This window comes from Bradyrhizobium yuanmingense (genome assembly GCF_025200905.1).
Taxonomy (GTDB): domain Bacteria; phylum Pseudomonadota; class Alphaproteobacteria; order Rhizobiales; family Xanthobacteraceae; genus Bradyrhizobium; species Bradyrhizobium yuanmingense.
On record NZ_CP104173.1, the window covers coordinates 245,080 to 270,571 of the forward strand.

Annotated in this window: 21 protein-coding genes; 7 read left to right on the forward strand and 14 right to left on the reverse strand. The window is 64.4% G+C overall.

Annotation, left to right across the window (positions count from 1 at the left end; all coding sequences use genetic code 11):
- Positions 1-134: 134 nt before the first annotated feature.
- Positions 135-1,079 (reverse strand): penicillin-insensitive murein endopeptidase, encoded by a 945-nt coding sequence (gene mepA / locus N2605_RS01135; protein ID WP_260345570.1) that lies wholly within the window; start codon positions 1,077-1,079, stop codon positions 135-137.
- A 452-nt stretch (positions 1,080-1,531) separates the two neighbouring features.
- On the opposite strand from mepA, the gene N2605_RS01140 reads away from it, so the two are divergent.
- Complete coding sequence (locus N2605_RS01140) at positions 1,532-3,697, forward strand: putative bifunctional diguanylate cyclase/phosphodiesterase (RefSeq protein ID WP_260345571.1); 2,166 nt, start codon at positions 1,532-1,534, stop codon at positions 3,695-3,697.
- Positions 3,698-3,943: 246 nt separating this feature from the next.
- Positions 3,944-4,108, forward strand: a complete 165-nt coding sequence (locus N2605_RS01145) for a helix-turn-helix domain-containing protein (protein ID WP_162130849.1) — start codon at positions 3,944-3,946, stop codon at positions 4,106-4,108.
- An 895-nt stretch (positions 4,109-5,003) separates the two neighbouring features.
- Here N2605_RS01145 and N2605_RS01150 read toward each other — a convergent pair.
- The 3 genes from N2605_RS01150 to N2605_RS01160 all read right to left on the reverse strand — a co-directional run bounded on the left by N2605_RS01150 (position 5,004) and on the right by N2605_RS01160 (position 7,906).
- The gene (locus tag N2605_RS01150; RefSeq protein WP_260347545.1) at positions 5,004-5,465 is read right to left on the reverse strand and encodes a GNAT family N-acetyltransferase; all 462 of its coding nucleotides are present in this window, start codon (positions 5,463-5,465) and stop codon (positions 5,004-5,006) included.
- Positions 5,466-5,547: 82 nt separating this feature from the next.
- Positions 5,548-6,495: an ABC transporter substrate-binding protein gene (locus tag N2605_RS01155; protein ID WP_225157245.1), complete on the reverse strand. Its 948-nt coding sequence runs from the start codon at positions 6,493-6,495 to the stop codon at positions 5,548-5,550.
- A gap of 190 nt (positions 6,496-6,685) precedes the next feature.
- On the reverse strand, positions 6,686-7,906 hold the full coding sequence (locus N2605_RS01160; protein ID WP_260345572.1) for an MFS transporter: 1,221 nt from the start codon (positions 7,904-7,906) through the stop codon (positions 6,686-6,688).
- Between the two features lie 194 nt (positions 7,907-8,100).
- Between N2605_RS01160 and N2605_RS01165 the strand changes: the two genes are divergently transcribed.
- Both N2605_RS01165 and N2605_RS01170 read left to right on the forward strand, forming a co-directional pair.
- On the forward strand, positions 8,101-9,402 hold the full coding sequence (locus N2605_RS01165; protein ID WP_260345573.1) for a serine hydrolase domain-containing protein: 1,302 nt from the start codon (positions 8,101-8,103) through the stop codon (positions 9,400-9,402).
- A 143-nt stretch (positions 9,403-9,545) separates the two neighbouring features.
- Entirely contained in the window at positions 9,546-10,499 is a 954-nt protein-coding gene (locus N2605_RS01170) for a tetratricopeptide repeat protein (protein ID WP_260345574.1), read from the forward strand.
- A gap of 130 nt (positions 10,500-10,629) precedes the next feature.
- Here the strand turns inward: N2605_RS01170 and N2605_RS01175 are convergent, their stop codons facing one another.
- The 3 genes from N2605_RS01175 to N2605_RS01185 all read right to left on the reverse strand — a co-directional run bounded on the left by N2605_RS01175 (position 10,630) and on the right by N2605_RS01185 (position 14,332).
- Positions 10,630-11,574: a Kelch repeat-containing protein gene (locus N2605_RS01175; protein ID WP_260345575.1), complete on the reverse strand. Its 945-nt coding sequence runs from the start codon at positions 11,572-11,574 to the stop codon at positions 10,630-10,632.
- Positions 11,575-11,687: 113 nt separating this feature from the next.
- Entirely contained in the window at positions 11,688-13,850 is a 2,163-nt protein-coding gene (locus tag N2605_RS01180) for a xanthine dehydrogenase family protein molybdopterin-binding subunit (RefSeq protein WP_260345576.1), read from the reverse strand.
- A 29-nt stretch (positions 13,851-13,879) separates the two neighbouring features.
- Positions 13,880-14,332 (reverse strand): (2Fe-2S)-binding protein, encoded by a 453-nt coding sequence (locus N2605_RS01185; protein WP_260345578.1) that lies wholly within the window; start codon positions 14,330-14,332, stop codon positions 13,880-13,882.
- A gap of 216 nt (positions 14,333-14,548) precedes the next feature.
- Between N2605_RS01185 and N2605_RS01190 the strand changes: the two genes are divergently transcribed.
- Together N2605_RS01190 and N2605_RS01195 are read left to right on the forward strand one after the other, a co-directional pair.
- On the forward strand, positions 14,549-15,166 hold the full coding sequence (locus N2605_RS01190; protein ID WP_260345579.1) for a TetR/AcrR family transcriptional regulator: 618 nt from the start codon (positions 14,549-14,551) through the stop codon (positions 15,164-15,166).
- A gap of 266 nt (positions 15,167-15,432) precedes the next feature.
- The gene (locus N2605_RS01195; protein WP_260345581.1) at positions 15,433-15,846 is read left to right on the forward strand and encodes an SRPBCC family protein; all 414 of its coding nucleotides are present in this window, start codon (positions 15,433-15,435) and stop codon (positions 15,844-15,846) included.
- A gap of 105 nt (positions 15,847-15,951) precedes the next feature.
- Here N2605_RS01195 and N2605_RS01200 read toward each other — a convergent pair whose 3' ends face one another.
- From N2605_RS01200 to lepA, 3 genes are all read right to left on the reverse strand, one after another.
- Positions 15,952-16,941, reverse strand: a complete 990-nt coding sequence (locus N2605_RS01200; protein WP_260345582.1) for an ABC transporter substrate-binding protein — start codon at positions 16,939-16,941, stop codon at positions 15,952-15,954.
- A gap of 251 nt (positions 16,942-17,192) precedes the next feature.
- Positions 17,193-18,158, reverse strand: coding sequence for an ABC transporter substrate-binding protein (locus tag N2605_RS01205; RefSeq protein WP_260345583.1), 966 nt, complete (start codon positions 18,156-18,158; stop codon positions 17,193-17,195).
- A 546-nt stretch (positions 18,159-18,704) separates the two neighbouring features.
- Positions 18,705-20,516, reverse strand: coding sequence for a translation elongation factor 4 (lepA, locus tag N2605_RS01210; RefSeq protein WP_036014191.1), 1,812 nt, complete (start codon positions 20,514-20,516; stop codon positions 18,705-18,707).
- A 112-nt stretch (positions 20,517-20,628) separates the two neighbouring features.
- On the opposite strand from lepA, the gene N2605_RS01215 reads away from it, so the two are divergent.
- The gene (locus N2605_RS01215) at positions 20,629-22,254 is read left to right on the forward strand and encodes a glycosyltransferase family 39 protein (RefSeq protein WP_260345584.1); all 1,626 of its coding nucleotides are present in this window, start codon (positions 20,629-20,631) and stop codon (positions 22,252-22,254) included.
- A 65-nt stretch (positions 22,255-22,319) separates the two neighbouring features.
- Here the strand turns inward: N2605_RS01215 and N2605_RS01220 are convergent, their stop codons facing one another.
- The 4 genes from N2605_RS01220 to N2605_RS01235 all read right to left on the reverse strand — a co-directional run bounded on the left by N2605_RS01220 (position 22,320) and on the right by N2605_RS01235 (position 25,486).
- Positions 22,320-22,637 (reverse strand): HPr family phosphocarrier protein, encoded by a 318-nt coding sequence (locus N2605_RS01220; RefSeq protein ID WP_036014186.1) that lies wholly within the window; start codon positions 22,635-22,637, stop codon positions 22,320-22,322.
- A complete protein-coding gene (locus tag N2605_RS01225) occupies positions 22,634-23,035 on the reverse strand; it encodes a PTS sugar transporter subunit IIA (RefSeq protein WP_007597752.1) in 402 nt (133 codons plus the stop codon). The genes N2605_RS01220 and N2605_RS01225 overlap by 4 nt, the downstream gene beginning before the upstream one ends.
- Before the next feature lie 133 nt (positions 23,036-23,168).
- Positions 23,169-23,693 carry an HPr kinase/phosphorylase gene (locus N2605_RS01230; protein ID WP_260345585.1) on the reverse strand — a complete coding sequence of 175 codons (525 nt, stop codon included), beginning with the start codon at positions 23,691-23,693 and terminating at the stop codon, positions 23,169-23,171.
- Positions 23,690-25,486 (reverse strand): sensor histidine kinase, encoded by a 1,797-nt coding sequence (locus N2605_RS01235; protein WP_225130995.1) that lies wholly within the window; start codon positions 25,484-25,486, stop codon positions 23,690-23,692. The genes N2605_RS01230 and N2605_RS01235 overlap by 4 nt, the downstream gene beginning before the upstream one ends.
- Positions 25,487-25,492: the final 6 nt, after the last annotated feature.

Below are 25,492 nucleotides of genomic sequence, written 5' to 3' on the forward strand. Positions count from 1 at the left end.
AGCCCGGGATCCATAACCACAGGATTGCGTTGGGCGAAGACTCGGAGTGACCTGCTTCGCGCAAGTATCACTCCCTGTGGTTATGGGTCCCGGGCTCGCCGCGCGCCCCGGGACGACCTCCGTGGCAGCGAACCTTACGGCTTCGCATCCCCTGCATGCAGCACCGCCTTGCAGGTTGCCGGCATTTGCGCGAGCGTCATCGGCGGCTTCGGCTTGGGCGGCTCGGGCGGCGGCTTGGGGTGCAGCACCGCATCGGAGAACCAGTAGGCGAGATCGGCGGGCTTGCAGCCTTCGTCCTCGGCCTGTGACGGCTGGCCCTCGCATTCGCCGGCCCCCGGCGGGCAGTGCATGCGGATGTGGAAGTGGTAGTCGTGGCCCCACCAGGGGCGGATCTTCGACAGCCAGGCGCGGTCGCCCTTGGCCTCGCGGCACAGCGCCTTCTTGATCGCGGCGTTGACGAAGATGCGCTGCACGGCGGGCTCTCGCGCCGCGGCGCGCAGCACCAGGACGTGGCCTGGCGTGAACACCTTGGGATCGATGTCGAGCCGGTCCTGGCGCACCATCATCACCGCCGACATTTCCTCGCGCTCCTCGCGCGAGAGCCGGCGGTCCGGCATCGGCGTCAGCCAGATGTCGGCGTCGAGACCGATCTGGTGGCTGGCATGGCCTGACAGCGCCGGCCCGCCGCGCGGCTGGGCGATGTCGCCGACCAGGATGCCGGGCCAGCCTGCGTCCTTGTGCGCCTTCGCGGCAAGCCGCCTGATCAGCGCGATCATGTCGGGATGACCGTAGCTGCGATTGCGCGACAGCCGCATCACCTGCCAATTGTCGCCGTTGACCGGCATCTGCGCGGCGCCGCCGATGCAGCCCCTGGTGTAGGAGCCGATGATATGGGCCGGCCCCTTCGATGGCAGCAGCTTGCGCGCGAACAATTCCTTGGCGGCGAGATCGGGGTCGTTGGGATTGGCGAGCGACGGCAGCGGCTTCGGGTTGATGCTGCCACGGTCCTGGGCCAGCGCGCCACCGGCGCCCAGGCAGACGAACGAGAGCAGGAGGAGGGTGATGCCGCGGCGACTCATGCTGACGCTCTTATAACCCAATGCTGCACCAGGGTTAAGAACGAGGCGACGAGCCCGCCGCCGGCTCATCGCAGCGCGCCCCGAATCGCGTCTCGACCCGCCGTTTCTTAAGGGTGTAATAACCGTATCCTGCATTGACCAAAATTCGTGCGCAGCGCGCAGAAAATTTTGCGGTTCGCATGCAATCGCGCGCAATTTCGGAACCGATTCAGGCGCGCGCGCAATTTTGCGCCAGATCGCTCATTGATTGCGGCGCCGCACTCAGTCTGATGGCGCCTGCCGCCGCTCGCCACGCCGCGCAAACAGGCAGCAAGCGCGCCGCGCGCGGACCGCGGCTGGCTAAGATTACTTTTTTTTCAGACACTTGCCTCAAAACTTGCGGCCGCTGGACGCGACTGGGACGAGTGAAGTTGAGTTTGGGGTCTCGAAGAACAAGAAAGCGAAAGCAAAGCATGCTTGCCCGCGCCGGCCAAAAGGCGCGCAAGCCGCGCTTCGCGCGCGCGCACCGTGCCCTTTCCGAACACGACGAAATCCTGCGCAGCCGTGCCGAGGCGGAAGCCGCGATCGCGGAGGCGCGCAAGTCGCATGAGCGCCTGCGCCAGGCCATCGACATCCTGCCGCAGGGCATCGTGTTTCTCGACGCCGAAGGCCGCTACGTCCTCTGGAACAGGAAATACGCCGAGATCTACAGCAAGACCGCCGATCTGTTCGAGGAGGGCGCGCGGCTCGAGGACACGCTGCGCATCGGCGTCGCCCGCGGCGACTATCCTGAGGCCATCGGCAATGAAGAAGCCTGGATCGCAGAGCGCCTGCAAAAACTCTACAAGCCCGGCGCGCGCCACGAGCAGAAGCTGTCGGACGGCCGCGTCATCCTGATCGACGAGCGCTTGACCGATGACGGCGGCGTCGTCGGCCTGCGCGTCGATATCACCGAGCTCAAGCAGCGCGAGGCCTCGTTCCGCCTGCTGTTCGACGGCAATCCCGTGCCCATGATCGTCTGCGCGCTGGACGACGAGCGCATCCTCGGCGTCAACGATGCCGCGGTCGCGCATTATGGCTACAGCCGCGCCGAGTTCGAGCGATTGAAGATCCGGTCCTTGCAGGCATTCGAAAGCGTGCCGCCCTGGACCGTCGATGGGACCGGCGAGGATCAGGCCGGCCGCACCTGGAAGCACGTCAAGGCCGACGGCGCGCTGATCGACCTTGCGATCTATTCCCGCGAATTGACTTATGCCGAGCGGCCCGCGGTGCTGCTCGCGCTGATGGACATCACCGAGCGCAAGCGCGCCGAGGCGCGACTCGCCTTCATGGCCCAGCATGACGGGCTGACCGGTCTGCCCAATCGCAGCCTGCTGCGGCAGCAGATGGACGAGATGCTGCTGCACACGCGCCGCGGCTCCGAGAAGGTCGCGCTGCTGATACTAGGGCTCGACAATTTCAAGGCGGTCAACGACACGCTGGGGCACGCGGTCGGCGACAAGCTGCTGCGCGGCGTCGCCAAGCGGCTGCGTTCCACCTTGCGCGACGAGGATGGGCTGGCCCGGCTCAATTCCGATGAGTTCGCGGTTCTGCAGAGCGGATTGGCTCGGCCGGAAGATGCGGTGGGTCTCGCAAAACGCCTCCTTGCGGCCATTGCCGATCCCTATCTGCTCGACGGTCACTCCGTGGTGATCGGTGCCTCGATCGGCATTGCGATGGCGCCGGGCGACGGCGAGGATTCCGAAAAGCTGCTCAAGAGCGCCGACATGGCGCTGTCGCGGGCCAAGCTGGACGCGCGCGGCAGCTTCGCCTTCTTCGAGGCCGCACTCGACGCGAAGGCGCAGAGCCGCCGCAAGATCGAGGTCGAGCTGCGCGATGCGATCCAGAATGACGTGCTGCGGCCGTACTACCAGCCGCTGATCGACCTCGCGAGCGGCCGCATCACCGGCTTCGAGGCGCTGGTGCGCTGGCCGCATGCCGAGCGCGGCATGGTGTCGCCGGCCGAGTTCATTCCGGTCGCCGAAGACACCGGCCTGATCAATCCGCTCGGCGGGCTGATGCTGCGCCGGGCCTGCCTCGACGCCGCGGCCTGGCCCGACGACGTCCGCGTCGCGGTCAACCTGTCGCCACTCCAGTTCCGCAGCGGCAATCTGCTCTCGATGGTCACTGACGCGCTGAAACATTCCGGCCTGGCGCCGCGGCGGCTCGAGCTCGAGATCACCGAGACGCTGCTCCTGGAGAAGAGCGCGCAGGTGCTGGCGACGCTGCATGCGCTGCGCGCGCTCGGCGTGCGCATCTCCATGGACGATTTCGGCACCGGCTATTCCAGCCTCAGCTACCTACGCAGCTTCCCGTTCGACAAGATCAAGATCGACCAGTCCTTCGTGCGCGATCTCGCGGCCAACCGCGAGGCCCAGGCGATCATCCGCTCGATCGTCAGCCTCGGCAAGGGCCTTGGCGTCACCATCACCGCCGAAGGCGTCGAGACAGAAGCCGAGCTCAGCTGCCTCCGCGCCGAAGGCTGCCATGAGGGCCAGGGCTTCCTGTTCAGCAAGGCCCGGCCGAATGCGGAGATCGTCAGCCTGCTGGCCGCACAGCGCGGCATCGACGGCGACGAGGATGCCGCGCTGGTGGCGTGACCGCTCGCCTCCACGATATCTAAGAACGCACCGCTTCGCCCATCGGCCTCTCCCGCCTTGCCCGGCGCCAGCAGCCTTGATCTGCCTCAACAACGAGGCCAAAGGCCGGGGCGCATGACAGCGCGGCGTCGGTCAATTTCCGTTTGGAGGTTCGGATGGATAATGGCCCGGGCGCGCCACCCGTAAATTTCCCAAGTGCGGACCGTCAGCTGCCGTCGTTAAGTCGTGCGGTCGTGGGGTCGCACCATGAAGACACCGAAGCCGAAGCAATGGGCCGAGCAGGAGGTTCGACGGCTGGTCACGCTGGCCCGGCAGGGCATTGGGGTATCGAAGATTGCCGCCGAACTGGGCCGCCACGCCGGATCAGTCAGGCGAATGGCGCGAGCGAAAGGAATATTGTTGAAGAAATAGTCGCCGGTAGGGCAGGCGCTGTCTGATCGACGAGGCGCGTGGACGGCGCCCTACAGCCCGAAGCCTCGGCCGATGTCCCGCACAAGGCTGAGCGCAGCCTCAGTATTGCGACCATGGGAGAGCGCTCGATCGAGCCGAGACAAGATGCCTTTTCCGAAGAGCGCTATAGCGATGCTTCTGAGCATGGTTGTGGATCGGGTTTGAACGATGCTGCGAAAGTTCAAAACGGCCCCAGCCGCAGGATGGGGTAACAGCCGGGGCCGGCATTCCCATTCCAATGTGCCGCATCGGCGGTGGGCGGCACTCTTCAGGTTAGGCATACAGAAGCTAACAAATTATTCTGTTTCGCTCTCACCTCGCGTCGGCCGTGGCCGATTGTATCATAGCGTGCTCACGGTGAAGCGGTGAGCGAACCGAGCAATGGTCGACATGCTCGAGCGGCGCATCATTGGCCAAGTGCTCCCAATATTCAGCTTCCGCGAGTAGTTTCCAACCTCGATCCGGATGACGCGCGGCTGTCTGACGGCACAATAATGCCATCGCGCGCAGGCGACCCGCAGTATCCATCTGCTCCTCCCATTATATTCTTGTTGATTGCACCCTATTTTCTTTTTTTGCGTCGGAGTCATTACGATTATGTCGCAAAACTAATTTCCACTTTTCGAAGCGCGACTCGACTTTCGTTGCGGCTACAAATCGCGCATCGAACACAACTGGCGCAATTCAGCTCGTATCGGTAGATCGAGACCGGACCATCAGGCTTCGTGCTTACTAATCAGAACTGGCAAGAACGGCGAGATACTCGCGCCCGTCCGTCGGCGATGGGTTCCGCAAGAGCTCGAACTATCACCACGCGTCGGGCTCTCCGCGGCGATTGCCATGGTGTGGACCAGGTCTAGGTCCGCTCGATGAGCACCCGCTCCATGATGATCGTGCGTTCGTCCCCATAATAGCTGTCGCGCACGGCATTGAACCCCAGTCGCGCATAGAAGGTCTCTGCAGTGACCGATGAAGGGACCGCCAAGGACGGAATGTTCCGCTCGCGCGCCGTGCGCTTGATCTCGGCCATCAGTAGCTTGCCGATCCCGCGAGCCTGAACGTCCGGAGAAACGAAGACTGTGCGGACGACGCTTCCGTCGAGGCTTGCCGTTCCGACCAGGCGGCCGCCGATCGTGGCGACGAAAACGGTGCGCTGCCCGATCAGCCGGCGCACGGCATCCGGGCCGAAGCTGGGCTCGATCCGCGCGATGATCTCCGCCGTATAGTCCCTTGCATTCGTTTCGCGCAGCGCACGCAAGATGACGGCGCTGATGGCCGCGGCGTCATCGTCGAGCGCGGGCCGGATGCTGCATTCCATGAACTGCTCCGCCGAAGCTTCGCGAATGACTGGATTTGAGCCCGCCTCACGGCGCGGTAATCGGCGGATTTTCAACGACCTGTCACTCGATCACGTCGTCCGTCAGCACGAGGATGGTGGGCGGGATCGTCACGCCGAGCGCACGCGCGGTCTTGAGATTGACGGCCAGCTCGAATTTGGTTGGCAGCTGGATTGGCATATTTGCCGGCTTTTGTCCCTTCAGGATCAGATCGACATAGCCCGCGGCGCGACGAAACAGGTCGCCGATGTCGGCACCATAGCTGATCAGAGCGCCGGCATGGGCGAACTCCCTGTGCTGGCCGATGACGGCGATCTTCATGTCGATGCCGATACGGCAAATGGCGTCCTGCATCGCGGCGGTCATGTAGTCGCGAATGACGATCACGGCGTTGCCGCCAGCGGCCGCGAGCACGTTGAATTGCTCGGCAACCGCCGCCGGCGACGCGCTCGTCAGTCCGAGGCGCACCGGCTCCAGCCCGGCGCGTCGTGCTTCCTCGATGGTTTGCGCGCCCCAGGCGCTGAAGGTCGGGTCCGTCGCATTGTTCAAGACGCCGATCCGCTTCAGCGAGGGCAGGATCTCCCGGATCATCTCGATGCGCTTGGCCGACATCTCCTCGCCGAACGCGGCGAAGCCGGTGAGGCTGCCGCCCGGCCGCGCGAGGCTCTGAAACAATTCAGGGTCGCTTTGCACCGCAGGCAGCGCCACGGCGACGACGGGAATATTGGTTTTCCTGATCATCGCGCGTGCTGCGGCTGGGCCGGGCGAAAGCAGGACGTCCACCTGTCTGGCCACGAGGTCGTCGATCAATGCAAGGCCCCGCGACACATCGCCGGCGGTCGAGTGGGCCTCGATGACGATGGTGCGGCCTTCCACGTAACCCAGCTCGGCCAGCGCCTTCCGGAACGGAACGAGCACCGCATTGTCGATTTCCGGCGTGGCAAATCCGACGAATCCCACGACCGGAACGCGCTTTTGGGCCAAGGCTTCGCGCGCCGATATCGCCGTCATTCCCAAGAAGCTCAGAAACGTCCGCCGCCTCATTTGGCCTCTCGCGATGCCAGAACGATCTGATCACAAGGGCAATGGTACACGAAGATAATCGGTGCCAGAAGGCAGGAAGTAGGATGACCGAGGGAGGCGAAATCCATCAAACTTACATTTATGCAAAGTCAGATCCGGTATTCGCCACTATCCGGTGTCACGCCGTCGCGCGGCTAAGATCGAGCGATGGCCTGCGCCGCGTCGGAAAACTCAGCGCCACCGCGACCGCCGCAAGCCCGATCGCGAAGGAGCCGGCGTGCAGCCAGGTGTATTGCTGGAAAGTATCGAACACGATCCCGCCGGCCCAGGGCCCGAGCGCCATGCCGAGGCTGGCGAAGGCCGACACGGCACCGAACACCGTGCCCATAATGCGCGGGCCGAAGAACTCGCGGACCAGCACCGCATAGAGCGGCATCACCCCACCATAGGCGAGGCCGAACACGACCGAGAGCGCGTAGAACTCGCCGAGCTGCGCCACCGCCAGATAGGTCGCAATGCACATCGCCTGCACGAACAGCCCGCCGACAAGGACCGGTTTCGCGCCGATGCGATCGGCCAGCGCGCCCAGCAGCAGGCGTCCGCCGAGGCCTGAGACGCCGGCGACGCTATAGACCGTCACTGCCGTGAGCGGAGCGATGCCGCAGACCATCGCATAGGACACCATGTGGAAGATCGGGCCGGAATGCGCCGCGCAGCAGGCGAAATGCGCCGCTGCGAGCGCGATGAATTGCGGCGTGCGCAGCGCCTGCGCCGCGCCCATCTCGACCTCTGGCACAGCGTCCGTCGTTGCGGAGCCCGCGGCTGGCGGCGCCGGACGTACCAGGAAGCAGGCGGGGATCAACAGCGCCCACGAAGCGATGCCGATCGTCAGCATCGCGGTGCGCCAATCATAGGCCGTGATCAGCCAGCTCGCGGCCGGCGCGACCGTCACCGGGGACACGCCCATGCCGGCCGAGACCAGCGCCACCGCGAGGCTGCGGTTCTTTTCGATCCAGGCGCTCGCGAGCGCCATCATCGGTGCGTAGAAGCTGCCCACGGCGATCCCGATCAGCACGCCGAAGCAAAGCTGGAATTGCCACAGGCTTGCTGCCTGGCTCGCTGTGACGAGACCTAGTCCCAGCAGAACGCTTCCCGAGAGCACCACGATGCGGGTGCCGAACCGGTCCGACAGCGTGCCCCATAGGAATGCGGCGAATCCCATAAAGAGGAAATCCAGCGTCGCGGCAGCCGACACCCCGGCGCGCGACCAGCCCATCGCCTCCGAGATCGGCTGCAGGAACACCGCCAGCGACAGCATCGTGCCGAACCCGATGCAGGTCATCAGCGCGCCCGCGGCGACAACGACCCAGCCATAGTCGAAACGTGACGGCTTGCTCATGCGTTTCCTTGGCGCTTTTGCTCTTGTTGATGGTGCGCGGCAGGGATGGTGACTGATCCGCGGGGCGAGAGCAAGGCGGGTTGCCACCGCAGGCTGACACGGCCCGCCCGCAATGATAGCATGCCGCGCGTCACCAGCCTGCGAAGTTGTTCTCGTGAAGCGCACACCCACCAACGTGCGGGGAGGCAAGTGCAATGAACTGGGGAGCGTCGTTTAGGCCGCGCGGGTGCCGCCGGCTTTTCCTGCCCGTCATTTTTGCTTCCGCGATCTGGTCGCCCCTGGCGTGCGCGCAGGACGTCCGAAGCGCTCCCGCCGCGCCGGGGCCGGTCTTTTCGGATAGCGGTCCCGATGCCGAGCTCTACGGCGCGGCTGAAGGCTATCCGGTCGGCACGCGCGGCGCCGCTCCCCCGCTCGACAAGCTCGTCGGCAGCTACAGCCATTTCGGCGAGATCTATCCCTCGCGCCGGGTCGCTCGCGCGACGACGCTCTGGCAATTCAAGCGCGCGCCGGAGCCACAGGTCACCTACAGTCTTGGCACCGAAAAGCTCGGCATTGCGGACTACCTCAAGCGCAACCCGGCGACGGGCCTCCTGATCGCCAGGGACGACACCATCCTGTACGAGCACTATCAATATGCACGGACCGACCACCACCGCTTTGTTTCGATGTCCATGGCCAAGACTCTGGTAGCCATGCTGGTCGGGATCGCGGTCTCGGAGGGACGGATCAAGTCGATCGACGACCTCGTCGCGACCTATGTCGACGGCCTTGCAGGCACGGAATATGGCAACACGTCCATCCGCGCCTTGTTGAACATGTCGTCGGGCGTCGAATTCTCGGAAGTCTATGACGGGAACGACGACATCGCCCGGCTTGGGCGGGCCTTGTTCGCCGGCCCGCCGAAAGATCCCGCCGCCATCGTCGCGCAGTTCAACACGCGGACCGCGCCGCCAGGCACCAAATTCCACTATGCCAGCGTTGAAACGGAGATACTCGGCTTGGTCCTGCGCGCCGCCACGGGCACGCCGGTCGCCGACTATCTCCGCGACCGGATCTGGGACCCCATCGGCACCGAGGCGGACGCCTCCTGGGTGATCGACGGCAGCGGGCAGGAGATCGCCTATTGCTGCTTCAACGCGACCTTGCGCGATTATGCGCGCTTGGCCCGGTTGCTCGCCCATGACGGCGCCTGGGAAGGCCGGCAGCTGATCCCCCGGCAGTGGCTGCTGGATGCCACGACCGTCAGGCCAGAGGAGGGTCATCTCGCTCCGCGCGTGGCCACGCGCTATTTCGGCTACGGCTATCAGGTGTGGCTCCTCCCCGGCGAGCAGCGCCGATTTGCCCTCATCGGCATTCGCGGTCAGCTCATCCTGGTCGATCCCGCCTCCAAGCTCGTCATGGTGCACACGGCCGTTCGCCAGAAGCCGAACGAACCCGGAGCCTTCAGGGAGCCGCTCGCGTTGTGGTCTGCTGTGCTGCAGCAGCTCGGGCAATGATCAATTGCTGATGCCTGCCAATGGCATACAGCCGCGCTGGCGCGGTCGGTCGCGTCGGAAAGCCGCGGTTGCATTGAACCTGTCCGGCTTCCGGGAGCACCAATGGCGCGTAAGTCCCAATAGCCGCGACGAGGGAAGGCGCGATGAGGACCTTGACAGCATCGATTTGCGTCGCAGTCACAGCGCTCGCCTTGAGCCTGTCGTTCGGCGTGCCGTCCCATGCCGAAGAGGACGAGGCGGGCACGCTGGCCCGGCAGATGAAGCAGCTTTATCGGGCCGGGAAGTACATGGAAGCACTGCCTCTGGCCCAGAAGTCGCTGGCCCTTCGCGAGAAGGAATATGGCCCTGATGATGCGCACGTCGCGACGCCGCTGAACGACCTCGGCACGATCCATTACAATCTCGGCCAATATGCCGTCGCCGAACCGCTGTACAAGCGCGCGCTGGCCATTGACGAGAAGACACTCGGTCCGAATCATGCCGAAGTCGCGATGGTGCTGAACAATCTCGGCGACCTCTATCGCGCGGAAGAGCGTTACGCCGAAGCGGAGCCGGTGCTCAAGCGGTCGATTGCCATTCACGAGAAAAGCGGTGATCCATCGATCGTGATGGCGTTGAGCAACCTCGGCGCCGTTTACAGCCATCAGGGCCGGTACGATCAGGCCATACCGCTGTTCAAGCGCGGCCTCGCGGTGCTGCAGAAGGCGCTCGGTCCCGACGATCCCGAAGCCACGGTGCTGATGAACAATTTGGCCGACGCCTATATCAATCGCAATCGCTATGCCGATGCCGAGCGGCTGCTGAAGCGGTCGATGGCGGTGACCGAGAAGGCGTTCGGCCCGGATCATCCCGACATCGCGCAGGCACAGAACAATCTGGCGGCGCTCTATGGGCGTCAGGGCCGTAACGCGGAGGCCGAGCGGCTGTTCAAGCGGTCGGCGGCCACTTTCGAGAAAACCCTCGGCCCCGACCATCCGGATCTCGCCGGCGTTCTGGAAAACCTCGCCGGTCTCTACAAGTATCAAGGCCGCTATGCCGATGCCCAGCAGGTCCTGAAACGGTCGGCGGCCATTCGGGGCAAGACAAGGCCGATCTGAAGACCGACCTCTCCCGCAAGCGGGACAGGTGAATGAACGCGATGATGTTTGGCATCGCGTCGCCCAAGCCAATTCCGGTCAGAAAACGATACAAGATGAGTTGGACGATGTTTGCCGCGCGTCTTCACCCCTATGGGAAGGTAAAGACGATCAGCTCGTTGGTGAGACCGCGATTGCCCGGCTTGAGCGAACCACCCGCCACGTAGACGTTGTTGCCGCTCACCGCCGCACCGGTGCCGTGACGTCCCTCTGGCATCGGCGCCAGCGCCCGCCAACTCCTGGTCTTGGGATCGTAAGCCTCGTTCTGCGCGAACGTGTTCGGTGGCAGCTCGCCGCCAATCACCAGGATCATGTCTTTGTAGACGGTGGCGGCAAGACCGGAGCGGGGGGTCGGCAGCGGCGGTCCCGATGTCCAGGTGTCGGTGGCAGGATCGTAGATGTCGTGCAGGTCGGTCTTCTCGGTCGATGCTCCAGTGCGGCCGCCGATGACGTGCAGCTTTCCGTCGATCGCGACGGTCGCGGTGTGGTCACGCGCGTGCGGCAGCGGCGCGAGCTCCTTCCAAACGTTGGTCGTGGGATCGAATACCTCGTGCGTCGTCACGACGTTTCCATCCGCATTGCGGCCGCCCACCGCGTGAATCTTGCCGCCGAGCGCCGCCACGCCGACTGAGCCGCGGCCAGCCTTCATCAGCGGCAGGATGCGCCAGGTGTCGCTCGCCGGATCGTATTCGTAAGCCGCGTTCTGACCGTCGCGATGCAGCGTCGCGACGAACCCGCCGACCGTATAGATCTTGCCGTTGAGCATGGTGACGCCGACGTGGTCGAGGCCCTTGGGCAGGAACGCGCGGGCACGCCAGGTGTCCTTGGCAATGTCGTATTCTAGGTGATAGGGCCCGGCGACGCCAAGGACGCTGCCGCCGATCACGTGGACCTTGTCTCCGACCGCCGCCAACGCCACTTCATAGACGGGGGCAGGCATCGGCGCCTTGCTCGACCAGGCTCCGCTTTGCGCATTCGCGGTGGTCATGGCCGCGGCGGCGAAGACCGCCAGCATTCTCAATGACGACCTCAACATGGAAGTTCTCTCTTTCGATGCGGGATCTTCTGCATGTGACCCGGCGGAGCAAAGCATGGCGGCTCCCGTGGTCGAGCACGGGAAAGAGCCCTCTCGAACCGTACGCAGAGGACCTAGGCCAGTCCGTGGTCGGCGAGCGGAGTGCTGCGGATTCGTCGGCCGGCCGCAGCATGCAGAGCGTTCATCAAGGCCGCCGCGAGCGGAGGAACGCCAGGTTCGCCGACGCCGCCGAGCGGAGAACCGGTATCGACAATGGACACGTCAATGCGCGGCACCTCGCCGATGCGCAGGATCGGATAGTCGTGGAAGTTCGACTGTTCGGTGCGCCCGTCTGCAACCGTGATCTTGACGCGCAACGCCGCGCCAAGCGCTTCGATGACCGCCCCCTGCATCTGCGTCTGCACCTGCCCCGGATTGATGGCGCGGCCGCAGTCTACTGCGACGTGAACGCGCTCGACCTTCGGCCGGCCAGCGGCCAGGCTGATCTCAACCACCTCGGCCACGTAGCTATCATAGCTCTCCACGACGGCGAGGCCGCGCGTGATCCCCGGCCGCGCAGGCCGCTGCCATTCCGCCATTTCCGCGACGCGATCGAGCACGGCAAGCATCCGCGGCTTGTCGGGGAGATGGGCGCGGCGGAACGCCAGGGGATCCTGTCCCATGGCCGCGGCGCACTCGTCGACGAAGCTCTCGAGGAAGAACCCGGTGAAGGAGTTGGCGATGGAGCGCCAGGGGCAGAATAGGATCGGCAGGTCGACCACCGCATGATCGAGCGTTACATGGGGGATGCCATAGTGCATGTCGATCAGACCGCTCAATGAGAACGGATCGACATTCGCGACGAATCCTCGCGCGCGTGCGACCGCATCCGGATTGACGCCATAGGCACGGCCCATCTGCGGCCCAGCGATCCGCATGCGGAGCGCGGCAATACGCCCGTCTTCGCCGAGCATGGCACGAAAGCGCGCCATCATGGCCTGGCGATACTGCCCCTGCTGAATGTCGTCCTCGCGTGCCCAAGCGACCTTCACGGGCCGGCCACCCACGGCGCGGCTTGCGGCCACGGCGTGGACCGCGATCTCCCCGTGCGTCCTGCGTCCGAATCCGCCGCCCAGGAAGGTTGTGTTGATAAAGAGCTGTTCGGCCGGGATTTGAAGCGTGCGCTCCAGCACCATCCGCACCGTGTCATGACCCTGTGTGCCGATCCACAGCTCAGTGCGGCTGGCTGCAGCCTCTGCCGTGCAGGTGATCGGTTCCATGCAGACGTGAGTGAGCATCGGCACCGCATACTCCGCCTCGACCACGCGCCCTCGTCCGGCGAAAGCCCGTTCGACATCGCCGCGTGCGAGGGAGACCGGGACATCGGTCCGGTCCAGCGCCGCCCGCAGGCGGCGGTCGATTTCTGCGCTCGAGAGCGTGTCCGCCGCCGTGGCCGTGAACTGGATGTCCAACTTGTCTGCGGCCTGCTTGGCCTGCCACCAGGTGTCTGCGATGACCACCGCGCCATTGGGAACGCGCGCGACGGCGACGACGCCCGGCAGTCCCCGCACGCTCGCCTCGTTCACGCGCGCCACTTGCGCGGAGTGGACCGGCGCGAGCCGGACTGCTCCGTGCAGCATTCCGGGCCGCTTGACGTCGATGGCGAAGACGGCCTTGCCGGTGATCTTCGCCGGCGTGTCACGCCGCTGAACGGTCCGGCCCGTCAGCGTGCGTTCGGCTGCAGGGCGCAGCGTCGGATTCGGCGGAACGGGCAACGCCATCGCTGCAGTTGCCAGCTCACCGAAGCCGAGGCGTCGCTCGGTCGTTGCGTGGATGACGAATCCGTCGCGGACGGTCAGGCTCGCGGTCTCCACGCCCAGGCGACGCGCAGCCGCCTCTGTCAGCATCTCGCGAGCCTGTGCCGCGGCACGGCGCATCGGATCATGCCAGAAGCGGATGCCAAACGAGCCGACCGAGCGCATTTGCCCGAATGGGAGCCGATAATCGGAATGCGGCTGTTTCGGCATGTCGATCTCGATCGACGACCAGTCCGCGCCGAGCTCCTCGGCGAGGATCTGCGCCTGCCCCGTATGCGTGCCCTGACCCATCTCGCAGGTCGGCAGAAGCAGCGTGATGCGACCATCGGTGCCGATACGTAGGAAGGAGGCCGGCGTCCGCGCCGGCGGCGGCGTTGGGCTAGACTGCCCGAACGCGTCGAAGGGAATGCGAATCAAGAGCGCGGCGGCTGCTGCCGAGCTTGCGGCAAGAAATGCGCGGCGGGACGACTGGAGCGTCATCAAAGAACCTCCTGGGGACAAGGGCTGTGTCAGCGGGAGCCCGCCGCGCGATGAATGGCCTCGCGAATGCGTGGGTATGTTCCGCATCGGCAAATGTTTCCGCTCATCGCGGCGTCGATCTCTGCATCTGTCGGCTTCGGCGAGGCGGCAATGAGCGCGGCCGCGCTCATGATCTGGCCGCTCTGGCAATACCCGCATTGAGGCACATCGACGTCGGCCCACGCCTGCTGCACCGGATGCAATCCGCTTTGCGACAAGCCTTCGATCGTGACGACGCGCCTGCCCGCCACTTCGGACAGGGGCAGCACGCAGGCGTGTGTCGGCTTACCGTCGAGATGGATCATGCAGGCGCCGCACTGCGCGACGCCGCAGCCGAACTTCGTGCCAGTTAGGCCGAGCGTGTCGCGGAGCACCCAGAGGACCGGCGTGGCCTCGTCGAGGTCCACGGTCGTCTCACGACCGTTCAACGTGAATCGGATCATTCGTGAATTCCATTCGTGTTTGCGTTGGACAGTGATGCGACAGTCACATGCGAGGATATTCAGGCTCGGGCATCGCGCCGTCGCAAAGGTTCGGCTTGTCGCGCACCCCGCAATTCGCTTGATGTTCGAGCCTGATAACGATTAGTCGTCATTGTCAGTCCCTGACAATGTTCTAGCAGCATTGTCAGGGACTGACAATGCCAAAATGAGGACCCAATGGTTCAGAAGGCAGCAAACGCGCGCGAGCGCTTCGAAAAAGCAGCGGTGGCGCTTTTTCAGGAACGCGGCTACGTCGGCACGACGGTCCCCGAGATCGCCGCGCGTGCCGGGCTGACGGAGCGCACTTTCTATCGATACTTTACCGACAAGCGCGAGGTGTTCTTCTGGCGCGCGAACGAGCATCGGGACAAGATCGTCAACGCCATCGCGAGCGCCCCCCGCAACGCACATCCACTGACAACGGTGACTCGTGCGTTCGAAACCATCGGCGCTTTCATCGATGGGCATCGGGCGAAGGTCAAGCTACGCCAGGCCTTTGTCTCGTCTCATACCGACTTTCAAGAGCGCGAAATGATGAAGCTGCGGGCGCTCGCGTCCGCCATCGAGACGGCATTGCGGGAGCGCGGAGTGTCGGCGCCCTCAGCACGCATGGTCTCCGAAGTTGCCGTCGCGATCTGGAGCGTGGCGCTTGAACGGTGGAGCAGCGACGAGGCAGAGCGCAACTTCGCGCACCACGTCCAAAACTCATTCGCCGAGCTTCAGATGGTCGTAGTTGAGCACGAGAGTGGACGACACCATCCACGGCGAAGGCGGAGCATCAAGCGCGATGGCTAGTGGCCGTTGCCATGGACAGGCCAGGGAAAAGACGTACCCCGTGCGTCCATGGGCGATCTCGGGCTTGACCGCGGCTGCGCACATTCCCTCTGCCCACACCACAACTTTTCCAACTTTTTTGGCACATTGACGACCGGACCATGTCGGCATGGGTCGGTCTCGATCGTCCTCGGGTCGACACGTCCTGGACGTGCTGGAAATGGACCCGGCACACGTGACGTGATTCCGTCAATTCGAGCGTCAAAGTCGCAACTGGAGCAATGCCCATGAGGATCACCGTCGAAACCACCGTAGCCGCCCCGATCGATCAGGTCTGGCGTGCCTATACGACGCCGGCCGACATCGTGAAGTGGAATGCCGCGTCCGACGATTGGCATACGACCAGGGCCACGGTCGACCTGCGGGACGGCGGCGCCTTCTCCTCGCGCATGGAAGCCAAGGACGGCAGCATGGGCTTCGACTTCGCCGGCACCTACACCAAGATCGTCGAGCACAAGCGGATCGAATACGCGTTCGGCGATCGGAAGGCCGAGGTCGAGTTCGTACCCGGCCCGAACGGCGTTGTCGTCCGTGTCGTCTTCGATGCCGAAACCACGCACTCGGTCGAGCAGCAGCAAGGCGGCTGGCAGGCGATCCTCGAAAATTTCGCACGGTACGTCGAGGCGAAGAAGGTGTCGTGAGGGTTTGCCGCGAGGAGCGAGGGCGAGCACAGCTTTCGTAAGGTGGGCACGCTTCGCTTTGCCCACCCTACGAAGCCATCGAATGCATCGACTTGCCTCAGTCAATCATTCTATCACCCCGTCCGCGTGGGCCAGCAATGCAGCAGGAACTTCGATCCCGAGTGTCTTTGCAGTCTTGAGATTGATGAATAGTTCATACTTGGTTGGTTGCTCGACTGGCAGATCCCCGGGCTTGGCGCCCTTGAGGATTTTGTCGACGTAATCAGCGCATAGCCGGTTCAAGTCGATGATATCCGCTCCGTAGGACAGGAGCGCACCAAGCTGAACAAACTCCTTGCCAATGGCAAATAGCGGCAGCCGATGTTCTGCAGCGAGGTCGACGATACGCTTGCGTGCAATGAAGAACATCGGGCTGGGAAACAGGAAGACTGCATCGGCACGCGCGCCCGCAAGCGCCGAAAACGCCTCGCGCAGCCCGTCAGGATCTTGGACGGCAATGAGCTGCAAATGAACGCCCACGGTTTTTGATGCGGACTCCGCACCGCTGATCATGCCTTGAGTTGTCGTCTTGCCGTATGCAGCCGGGTGCCAGATTGCTGCTATCCGAGACGCCATGGGCAATGCTTCCTTCAATTGCGCAAGCCGCTTGGGAACAAGCTGCGGGCCGATGAAGGTTAGTCCGGTGATGTTGCCTCCTGGTCGGGCGATGCTGGCGACGAGTCCGTCTTCGATCGGGTCGCCCATGACTGGCACAACGACAGGAATCGATTTGGTAGCCTGCTGTACTGCCCGCGCAGCCAGCGAATTCTGTGCAACGATAAGAGCAGGATTGAGATGGACGAGGTCACCCGCCAAGGCCGGGAGTTGTTCGACCTTTGAATCGGCTGCTCGAAGCTCTACGACGATATTCTCTCCGTCGATATAACCGTGTTCGCGTAGTCCTTGATGAAAGGCGGCCATCGAGGCTCGGGTTTGCTCGATCGAGCCGGTGGTCAGGAAGCCGATATGGGGCACTTTCTTCGGCTGTTGCGCGCGAGCAAGCGGTGACCAGGCCGCCGCGGCCCCGATCAGTGCGAGAAATTCGCGTCGCTGCATGACACTTCCTCTCATTGAGGCTCAACCACGATAACGCGAGCGCCGACCCGAGCCAACAACCACTTGCCCAACGCCCCGCAATTGTTCCGTGACGCCCTTGACGCTATTGCAGCTCGTAGGATGGGTAGAGCGAAGCGAAACCCATCAAACTCATTCCCCCGATCGACTCTAACCAGAAGCAGAGATACTCCATCCGTCCGGCAGGGTGATGGTTTCGCAAGAGCTCAACCCATCCTACGGGCTACTTGGGACTATTCGATCACTTCGTCGGCGCGGGCGACGACGGTTGCAGGCAAGTCGAGACCCAGGGCCTTGGCGATGCGGAGATTGATCCTGAGGTCGAACTTGGTGGGTCGTTCGAAGGGCAGGTCGCCCGGCTTTGCGCCCCGCAGAATGCGATCGACCTGCGCAATCAAGCGACGCCCTGCGTCTGCAAAGTCGGGGCCGAACGACATGAAAGCGCCGTTCGCGACCCAGTCTGGTGAAGCAAAGATCGCAGGCCTCTTGCTCAGATTCACCAGCCTGACGACTTCGGCCAGGTGGGCGCTGAGCACGACGTCCGGAACGAAAACAAGACCGTCGAAGCGGGCGAGGTTGTCCGGGCTCAGGATTGTCCCGATGCTGGCGGGATCATCGATGTTGATCGCTTCAACCTCAAAGCCCAGCTTGCGGCCGGCCTCCAGAACAGGCGTGAGACTCTGTGCACCGCGCGACACCTTTGTCGTGACAGTTCCGAGGCGAACGGCCTGGGGCAGGATCTCCCGCAGGAGCTCGACCCGCTTTTCAGTAGTTTCCTCCGAAAAAATCGCGATGCCGGTCACGTTGCCACCGGGACGGGCGAGGCTGTCGGCCAATCCGGACGCGACTGGGTCAACCGCGGCAAGGGTCACGATCGGAATGGTTCGGGTTGCCTTGTAAGCGGCGAGAGCGGCAGGTGTGCTGATGGCGATGATCACGTCGACCCGACCGTCCCGCGCGATCTCCTGCGCGAGTGCCGGCAGCCGGTCGGGATCTCCGGCCGCATCACGAAATTCGAGTCGAATCCGTCCCTCGACGTAACCAAGCTCAGCAAGCAGCCTTTTGGTTGCCGCCATCTGCGCGGGGATTTCGACCGGTCCCAGATAGACGACGCGCGGTGTGGAAGACTGCTGGGCGCGTGCGATGAGCGATCCGCCGATTGCTCCCGTCATCAGCCCGATGAATGCCCGCCGTCTCATCTGACCTCGCTCGAAGCTGTCGTGCGATGGTCGACTATAGCACGCTTCAAATGCTCCTAAGCCATCCCACGTGGATCACGGGTTAGATACCGAGCAAGCCATTGCGCGCCTGGATCAGAGGCCTGGCAGCTGACGACAGGGCGATGGGTTTCGCAAGAGCTCTACCCATCCTACGGCCTACTGAACCTGAAGTTCGGGTCGAATGGGACGATACGTCGACGCTTCAAGGCCCACGATCAGCTTTAGAAGCGTTTCGTGGCTACCAAATGCCGGCGATTCCCGAGGGCTCCGATGGTGGCATCATGCCACTGTTTTGCCCGGCGGTCAAGCAAATTTCGGTAAATCAAAAATAACCAATGCAAGCAAGGCCATGGCTACTGTGCATGGGGTTGTTCCGACGCTTTCGTCGTCAGGCCGGTTCGTGGCGGCCTCAAGAGCGCAAATACCCGGGTCTTCGCCTTGCCGAAGCGGCTTCGGCCACGCAGGCGGGATGAGCCCGAGCGTGATTGCAACTGAGATACCCGTGGGACAGGCGCTGCCGTCGCCTCAGCTATCCACCTTCAGCGCGGCAATGAAAGCTTCCTGCGGGATGTCGACCTTGCCGAACTGCCGCATCTTCTTCTTGCCTTCCTTCTGCTTCTCCAGAAGCTTGCGCTTACGCGTGATGTCGCCGCCGTAGCATTTCGCGGTGACGTCCTTGCGCAGCGCGCGCACCGTCTCGCGGGCGATCACCTTGCCGCCGATCGCCGCCTGGATCGGGATCTGGAACATATGCGGCGGGATCAGCTCCTTCATCTTCTCGACCATGGCACGGCCGCGCCCCTCCGCGCGGGTACGGTGGACCAGCATCGAGAGCGCATCGACCGGCTCGGCATTGACCAGGATCTGCATCTTGACGAGATCGGCCGGCTTGTAGTCGGTGAGGTGATAGTCGAACGAGGCGTAGCCCTTGGAGACCGATTTGAGGCGGTCGTAGAAGTCGAACACGACCTCGTTGAGCGGCAGGTCGTACTTCACCATGGCGCGGGAGCCGACGTAAGTGAGCTCCTTCTGCGCGCCGCGGCGGTCCTGGCACAGCTTCAAGACGCTGCCGAGATATTCGTCGGGCGTGAGGATCGTCGCCTCGATCCAGGGCTCGTCGATCTCGGCGATCTTGACCACGTCGGGCATGTCGACGGGATTGTGGATCTCGATCTCCTGGCCGTCGGTGAGCTTCATCTTGTAGATGACGCTCGGCGCGGTCGCGATCAGGTTGAGATCGAATTCGCGCGACAGCCGCTCCTGGATGATCTCGAGGTGCAGCAGCCCGAGGAAGCCGCAGCGGAAGCCGAAGCCGAGCGCGGCCGACGTCTCCATCTCGAAGGAGAAGCTGGCGTCGTTGAGGCGCAGCTTGCCCATCGCGGCGCGCAGCGTCTCGAAGTCGTCGGCGTCGACCGGGAACAGGCCGCAGAACACCACCGGGATCGCCGGCTTGAAGCCCGGCAGCATCTCGGCGACCGGCTTCCTGTCGTCGGTGATGGTGTCACCGACGCGGGTGTCGGCGACCTCCTTGATCGCGGCGGTGATGAAGCCGATCTCGCCGGGGCCGAGCTCCTCGACCTGCTGCATCTTCGGCGTGAAGAAGCCGACGCGCTCGACGTCGTAGGCCGCGCCCGTGCCCATCATGCGCACGCGCTGGCCCTTCTTCATCGTGCCGTCGACGATGCGCACCAAGACGACGACGCCGAGATAGACGTCGTACCAGCTGTCGACCAAGAGCGCCTTCAAGGTCGCGTCGCGATCGCCCTTCGGCGGCGGCAGGCGGGTGACGATGGCTTCCAGCACGTCGGGCACGCCGAGACCGGTCTTGGCCGAGATCATCACTGCGTCGGAGGCGTCGATGCCGATGACGTCCTCGATCTGCTGCTTGACCTTCTCGGGCTCGGCCGCGGGCAGGTCGACCTTGTTCAGGACCGGGACGATCTCGTGATTGTTGTCGAGCGCCTGGTAGACGTTGGCGAGCGTCTGCGCCTCGACGCCCTGGCTGGCGTCGACCACCAGCAGGGAACCCTCGCACGCCGCCAGCGACCGCGAGACCTCGTAGGCGAAGTCGACATGGCCGGGCGTGTCCATCAGGTTGAAGATGTAATCCTTGCCGTCCTTGGCGCGGTAGGCGAGGCGCACCGTCTGCGCCTTGATCGTGATGCCGCGCTCGCGCTCGATGTCCATGGAATCGAGCACCTGTTCCTTGCCCGCCATCTCGCGGTCGGAGAGGCCGCCGGTCATCTGGATCAGGCGGTCGGCCAGCGTCGATTTGCCATGGTCGATATGGGCGACGATGGAGAAATTGCGGATGTTGGAAATAGGGACGGTCGTCATGGGCGCGGGATACCACTCACATCCCCGTGCGGCAACCATATTGCTGTATTTTCAGGGCCTTTGTTCACGCCAAGCTGATTCCATGACGGGCCAAAACGCGCTACGCACGGCCATGTCCACGACCTCTCTTCCCACTGCCGGAGCGCGGGCAAAGACCCGCTTGAGTTACAACCGCTTCCGGGCCTTCCTGGTTGCCTGTGCGGTCCGCCCCGAGGCGCGCCTGTGGCTGGTGATCCAATTTGCCATCCTGCATGCAGTGCTCTGGACCTTCATCCTGATCAATCTTAAGGCGGCGCAGGACGTTCATATGGACGTCGCAGAAGCCTGGGGCTGGGGCCAGAAATTCCTCTGGGGCTATGGCAAGCACCCGCCGTTGTCGGGCTGGGTGGCCGGCCTCTGGTTCAAGGCGCTCCCGGCGGCGGACTGGGCGACCTATGCGCTGGCGATGACGACGGTGAGCGTCGGCATGGTGATCTGCTGGCTGATCGCCTTGCGCGTGGTGGATGCGCGCCGCGCGTTCCTGGTCGTGGTGATGATCGCGCTCTACCCGATCTTCAATTTCAAGGGCTTCAAGTACAACCCGGACCTGCTGCAGCTCGTCACGCTGCCGCTCCTGGTGCTGGCTTATCTCAACGCCTTCGAGAAGCGGAGCTGGCAATCCGGAATCCTGCTCGGGCTTGCCGGCGCGCTGGCGCTGATGACCAAATATTGGGTGCTGACCATGATCGGCGCGATCGGCCTCGCCGCGCTGATCCATCCCGACCGGTTGCGCTTCCTGTCGTCGCCCGCGCCGTGGGTCGCGATTGCCACGATGGTCGCGGCGATGATCCCGCACCTCGTCTGGCTGGCGGATGCGCATTTCGTGCCGCTGACCTATGCCGGCGACACCTACAGCCTTCAGGACAAGGCCCAGGTGCATCAGCTCGTCGCGGGCTATGTGCTGCACAACTTCGCGCTGCTGGCATTGCCGGTGGCGCTCGCGGCGCTGGCCATGGCGCTGGTGCCGCCATGGGGCAGATTGCTGCTGGCTGCGCCGTTGCGCATCGTCACGCGCGCCTGGGCGCGCGGCGGCAATGCAGGGGTCAATGTCCCGCAGGCGTTGAATGTCTGGATCGTCCAGGTCATCGTCGCAGTCGGCCCGCCGCTCGGCGCGCTCGCCTTCAGCATCTACATGAAGACGGATTGGGGCATCTCGCTGTTCTTCCTGGTGCCGCTCGCGCTGGTCGCGATCCCGACGCTGCGGGTGCAGAGCGCCGCGCTGTTCAACATCGCCGCGATCTGGCTCGTGCTCAGCGCCGCGACGCTCGCCGCTTCGCCCTGGATCGCCGCGCGCGAGATGGCCGCCAATATCGGCAACGCCCAGATCTATGGCGCGCGCTCGGAGCTCGCACGCGAATTGACCCAGGCCTGGCACACCCGCTTCGGCTCGCGCTGGGCCGTCGTTGCCGGCACGATGGAGCAGATCCAGCCGCTGGTGTTCTACAGCCCGGACCATCCAGCCGCGCTGCTGCCGTTGGAGGCCTGGGATTCCGGACTGACCTCGCGCGACGACGCCAGGAAGTATGGCTTCATCGGCGTGTTCGATCCGACCGACGGCCGCTTGCCTGCGTTCGAGAAATGGGTGGCGGACGTTGCGCCCAACGCCGAGCGCATCGTGATGGCCACGCGCCGCTTCACCAACGGCAAGGCCGGCCCGTCGATGAGCTGGAACATCTACTTCGCGCCGCCGGGGAAATGATTTCGTCACCTCTCCCGCAAGTACGGGGCGAGGGAGCGCACCTGGCCGCGTGGTGAGAGAAGGGCCTAAACCCCTTCCTCGTTGAACTTGCTTTCAACGAGCTCCGTGATCGCCGCGAGCGCGGCTTCGGCGTCGGTCCCTGCCGCCGCCACCGTGATCGTCGTGCCGGGACCCGCGGCGAGCATCATCAAGCCCATGATCGAGGTGCCGCCGACGGTCTCGCCGCCGCGTGTCACCCACACCTGCGCATCGAAGCGCTCGACCGCCTGGACGAATTTCGCCGAGGCGCGGGCGTGCAGGCCGCGCTTGTTGATGATCAGGAGATCCTTGGAGATCGCGCCCGCGGGCACGCCGGTCGCGGCTTGTGGCGCCTCCTCGCTCATTTGCCGGCGAGCACCCGGCTGGCGATGGTGACGTATTTGCGGCCAGCTTCCTGCGCCATCGCGATCGCGTCGGGCAGCGGTCGCTCCTCGCGCACCTTGGCAAGCTTGACCAGCATGGGCAGGTTGATGCCCGCGAGCACTTCGACCTTGGGCCGGCTCATGCAGGATATTGCCAGGTTCGACGGCGTGCCGCCGAACATGTCGGTGAGGATCGCAACGCCGTCGCCGGAATCGACGCGGTTGACCGCCTCGATGATGTCGCTTCGGCAGAGATCGGAATCATCTTCGGCGCCGATCGTGATCGCTTCGATTTGCTTTTGTGGGCCCATGACATGCTCAAGCGCTGCCTTGAACTCGTCGGCAAGGCGCCCGTGGGTCACAAGTACTAGACCAATCATCGGAAAACTCCTCGCGGGCGCTTTTGGTGCACCGCACGAACGCGCCACTTTGACCATCCAGAGCCCCCGCGCAAGAGGGGATGTTGCGTATCTCCCTGAATCTAGACGGATGGATGAGGGGAGCTGCGCCGGTCTATTCGGTCGCGATAGTGGGGTTCATATGGTTACCATTTCCCTTCAAACAATCGCCTGATCGGTTAACGGAAGATGAACTCTTGGTAGTGGTCAAGGCCGCAACAACCAGGGGAAGGGGCGAATAGTCGCGGGCAACAGGGATTCGCGGTATTTCGACACCAAAAATGCTGGTTTTCAGGGCTTCAGCCGGCGGCAGGCGCTCCGCGTCGACTGCGGCCAGATCGACCACGAGACCGACGGTCGCATGCTCCACGAAGTCGCAGCGGCGGATTCCGAGGCCCCGGATCTCGATCAGGCCCGCCAGGCGAGGCGCGGGGCGGACCTCAATTTCGTGGCCGAGTGTCGCCAGATGGACACGGTCGTCACCGACCAGAACGGCCCTTTCCACGATGCCCGAGCGCCCCGCCATGATCAGATCGAAGGCAAGCCGCGACTTGCCGGACCCCGAGGGCCCGCGGATCAGCACGGCGTAAGGCCCGACCTTGACGGCAGAGGCGTGAACGCTGGGCCCGCCTTCGTTCATAGCGCCGGCAGCCTCACCACGAAGCGCGCACCGGCAATTGTCGGAGTGCCGTCGGCGTCCGGCGGGCCAGGGCGGTTCTCCGCCCAGATCCGTCCGCCATGGGCGTCGACGATCTGCTTGGAGATCGACAGGCCGAGGCCGGAGTTCTGGCCAAAGCCCTGATGCGGGCGGTCGGTGTAGAAGCGCTCGAAGATGCGCTCCAGCGCGTCCTCGCGAATGCCGGGGCCGTCGTCGTCGACCACGATCTCGATCTCGGAGCGAACGCGGCGGCAGGTGAGGCGCACCTTGCTGCCGCGTTCGGAGAAGGATTGCGCGTTGGAGAGCAGGTTGGAGACGACCTGTCCGAGCCGGGAATCGTGGCCGCTCACGGCGAAGGTGTCGGTCGGGCTGCGGCCCTCGAAGCGCGTTTCGACCGCGACGTCGTGGCCGAGCTTGGTTTCGTTGGCGACGGACACCAGCGTCGTCAGCAGCCGGCGCAAATCGACCGGGATCGCATCCTGGCGCTGCAGCTCGGCATCGAGGCGGCTGGCGTCGGAGATGTCGGAGATCAGCCGGTCGAGCCGCTTGACGTCGTGCTCGATCACCTCGAGCAGGCGGGCGCGGCTGTTCTCGTTGCGCGCCAGCGGCAGCGTCTCGACCGCCGAGCGCAGCGAGGTCAGCGGGTTCTTCAGTTCATGGGCAACGTCGGCAGCGAACATCTCGATCGCCTCGATGCGGCTGTAGAGCGCGCTGGTCATGTCGCGCAGCGCGCCGGAGAGGTGGCCGATCTCGTCGCGGCGGCGGGTGAAATCGGGAATCTCGATGCGGGCCTTGATGCGGCGGCGGACGCGTTCGGCGCTGTCGGCGAGCCGGCGCACCGGACCTGCGATCGTGCTCGCCAGCAGCAGTGACAGCATGATCATGACGGCGGCGGCGACGCCGCCGACCTTCAGGATGGCGAGGCGCTCGGCGGTGACCATCTGGTCGATGTCGTCGCCTTGCGTCGACAGCATCAAGGCGCCGTGGATCGCACGCGAGCGCAGCACGGGGACCGCGACCGAGACGATCACCTCGCCGCGTGCGTTGACCCGCACCATCGAGCGTTTCTGGCCCTGCAGAGCGTCGCCCACTTCGGCATAGCCGTTGCCGTTCTCGGGCCCGAGCTCGCGATAGAGCGGCAGGTCGCCGCGGTTCAGCCAGGTGCGCACCGCGACCTTGCCGCGCTCGATGATGCCGGGTTGCTCGGCCGGCGGCGGCAGCGGAAAGCGCAGCACGTTTTCGAGGTTGCGGCTGTCGAGCAGCAGGCTGCCGTTCGGATCGTAGATGCGGGCGCGCGTCTTGGTCGGCGAGATCAAGGTGCGCAGCACCGGCGCGACGCGCTCCGGATTGATCGGGAAGTCCAGCGGCGAATACTCATCCGAGCCGCCATAGGTCTCGCCCGGCTTGAGGTCGAGCAGCCTGTCGGGGTCGATGGTAATGGCGTTGGTCTGCACCGTCGCGGAGGCCGCGATCGCGCCGGCGATGATCTCGGCCTGGACCAGGAGGCTCTGGGCGCGCGCATCGATCAGGCCGGCACGGAATTGCGACAGGTACAGGATGCTCGCCACCAGTGCGACGAGGCCGGCGAGGTTGAGCGAGACGATGCGGCGGGTCAGGCTCGAGAAGGACAGCGCGAAGAAGAACTGCCCGGCGCGTTTCAACCAGTTCAGCGGCCGGAAGCCCTGCGGCTTGTTGTCGGCAACGTGCTCCTGAACGCCGTCGGATGCGATATCCCCGGCGCTCTGGTTAGGGTCAGGCTGCGTTCGGTCAAGCAATGCTTA

Excerpts from the sequence above, each read along its gene's own strand:
- N2605_RS01195 (WP_260345581.1), top strand. The coding sequence starts at position 15,433 with ATGAGGATCACCGTCGAAACCACCGTAGCCGCCCCGATCGATCAGGTC.
- N2605_RS01180 (WP_260345576.1), bottom strand. The coding sequence starts at position 13,850 with ATGACGCTCCAGTCGTCCCGCCGCGCATTTCTTGCCGCAAGCTCGGCA.
- mepA (WP_260345570.1), bottom strand. The coding sequence starts at position 1,079 with ATGAGTCGCCGCGGCATCACCCTCCTCCTGCTCTCGTTCGTCTGCCTG.
- N2605_RS01215 (WP_260345584.1), top strand. The coding sequence starts at position 20,629 with ATGTCCACGACCTCTCTTCCCACTGCCGGAGCGCGGGCAAAGACCCGC.
- N2605_RS01145 (WP_162130849.1), top strand. The coding sequence starts at position 3,944 with ATGAAGACACCGAAGCCGAAGCAATGGGCCGAGCAGGAGGTTCGACGG.
- lepA (WP_036014191.1), bottom strand. The coding sequence starts at position 20,516 with ATGACGACCGTCCCTATTTCCAACATCCGCAATTTCTCCATCGTCGCC.
- N2605_RS01190 (WP_260345579.1), top strand. The coding sequence starts at position 14,549 with ATGGTTCAGAAGGCAGCAAACGCGCGCGAGCGCTTCGAAAAAGCAGCG.
- N2605_RS01185 (WP_260345578.1), bottom strand. The coding sequence starts at position 14,332 with ATGATCCGATTCACGTTGAACGGTCGTGAGACGACCGTGGACCTCGAC.
- N2605_RS01225 (WP_007597752.1), bottom strand. The coding sequence starts at position 23,035 with ATGATTGGTCTAGTACTTGTGACCCACGGGCGCCTTGCCGACGAGTTC.
- N2605_RS01150 (WP_260347545.1), bottom strand. The coding sequence starts at position 5,465 with ATGGAATGCAGCATCCGGCCCGCGCTCGACGATGACGCCGCGGCCATC.
- N2605_RS01160 (WP_260345572.1), bottom strand. The coding sequence starts at position 7,906 with ATGAGCAAGCCGTCACGTTTCGACTATGGCTGGGTCGTTGTCGCCGCG.
- N2605_RS01220 (WP_036014186.1), bottom strand. The coding sequence starts at position 22,637 with ATGAGCGAGGAGGCGCCACAAGCCGCGACCGGCGTGCCCGCGGGCGCG.
- N2605_RS01230 (WP_260345585.1), bottom strand. The coding sequence starts at position 23,693 with ATGAACGAAGGCGGGCCCAGCGTTCACGCCTCTGCCGTCAAGGTCGGG.
- N2605_RS01165 (WP_260345573.1), top strand. The coding sequence starts at position 8,101 with ATGAACTGGGGAGCGTCGTTTAGGCCGCGCGGGTGCCGCCGGCTTTTC.
- N2605_RS01155 (WP_225157245.1), bottom strand. The coding sequence starts at position 6,495 with ATGACGGCGATATCGGCGCGCGAAGCCTTGGCCCAAAAGCGCGTTCCG.
- N2605_RS01170 (WP_260345574.1), top strand. The coding sequence starts at position 9,546 with ATGAGGACCTTGACAGCATCGATTTGCGTCGCAGTCACAGCGCTCGCC.
- N2605_RS01175 (WP_260345575.1), bottom strand. The coding sequence starts at position 11,574 with ATGTTGAGGTCGTCATTGAGAATGCTGGCGGTCTTCGCCGCCGCGGCC.
- N2605_RS01205 (WP_260345583.1), bottom strand. The coding sequence starts at position 18,158 with ATGAGACGGCGGGCATTCATCGGGCTGATGACGGGAGCAATCGGCGGA.
- N2605_RS01140 (WP_260345571.1), top strand. The coding sequence starts at position 1,532 with ATGCTTGCCCGCGCCGGCCAAAAGGCGCGCAAGCCGCGCTTCGCGCGC.
- N2605_RS01200 (WP_260345582.1), bottom strand. The coding sequence starts at position 16,941 with ATGCAGCGACGCGAATTTCTCGCACTGATCGGGGCCGCGGCGGCCTGG.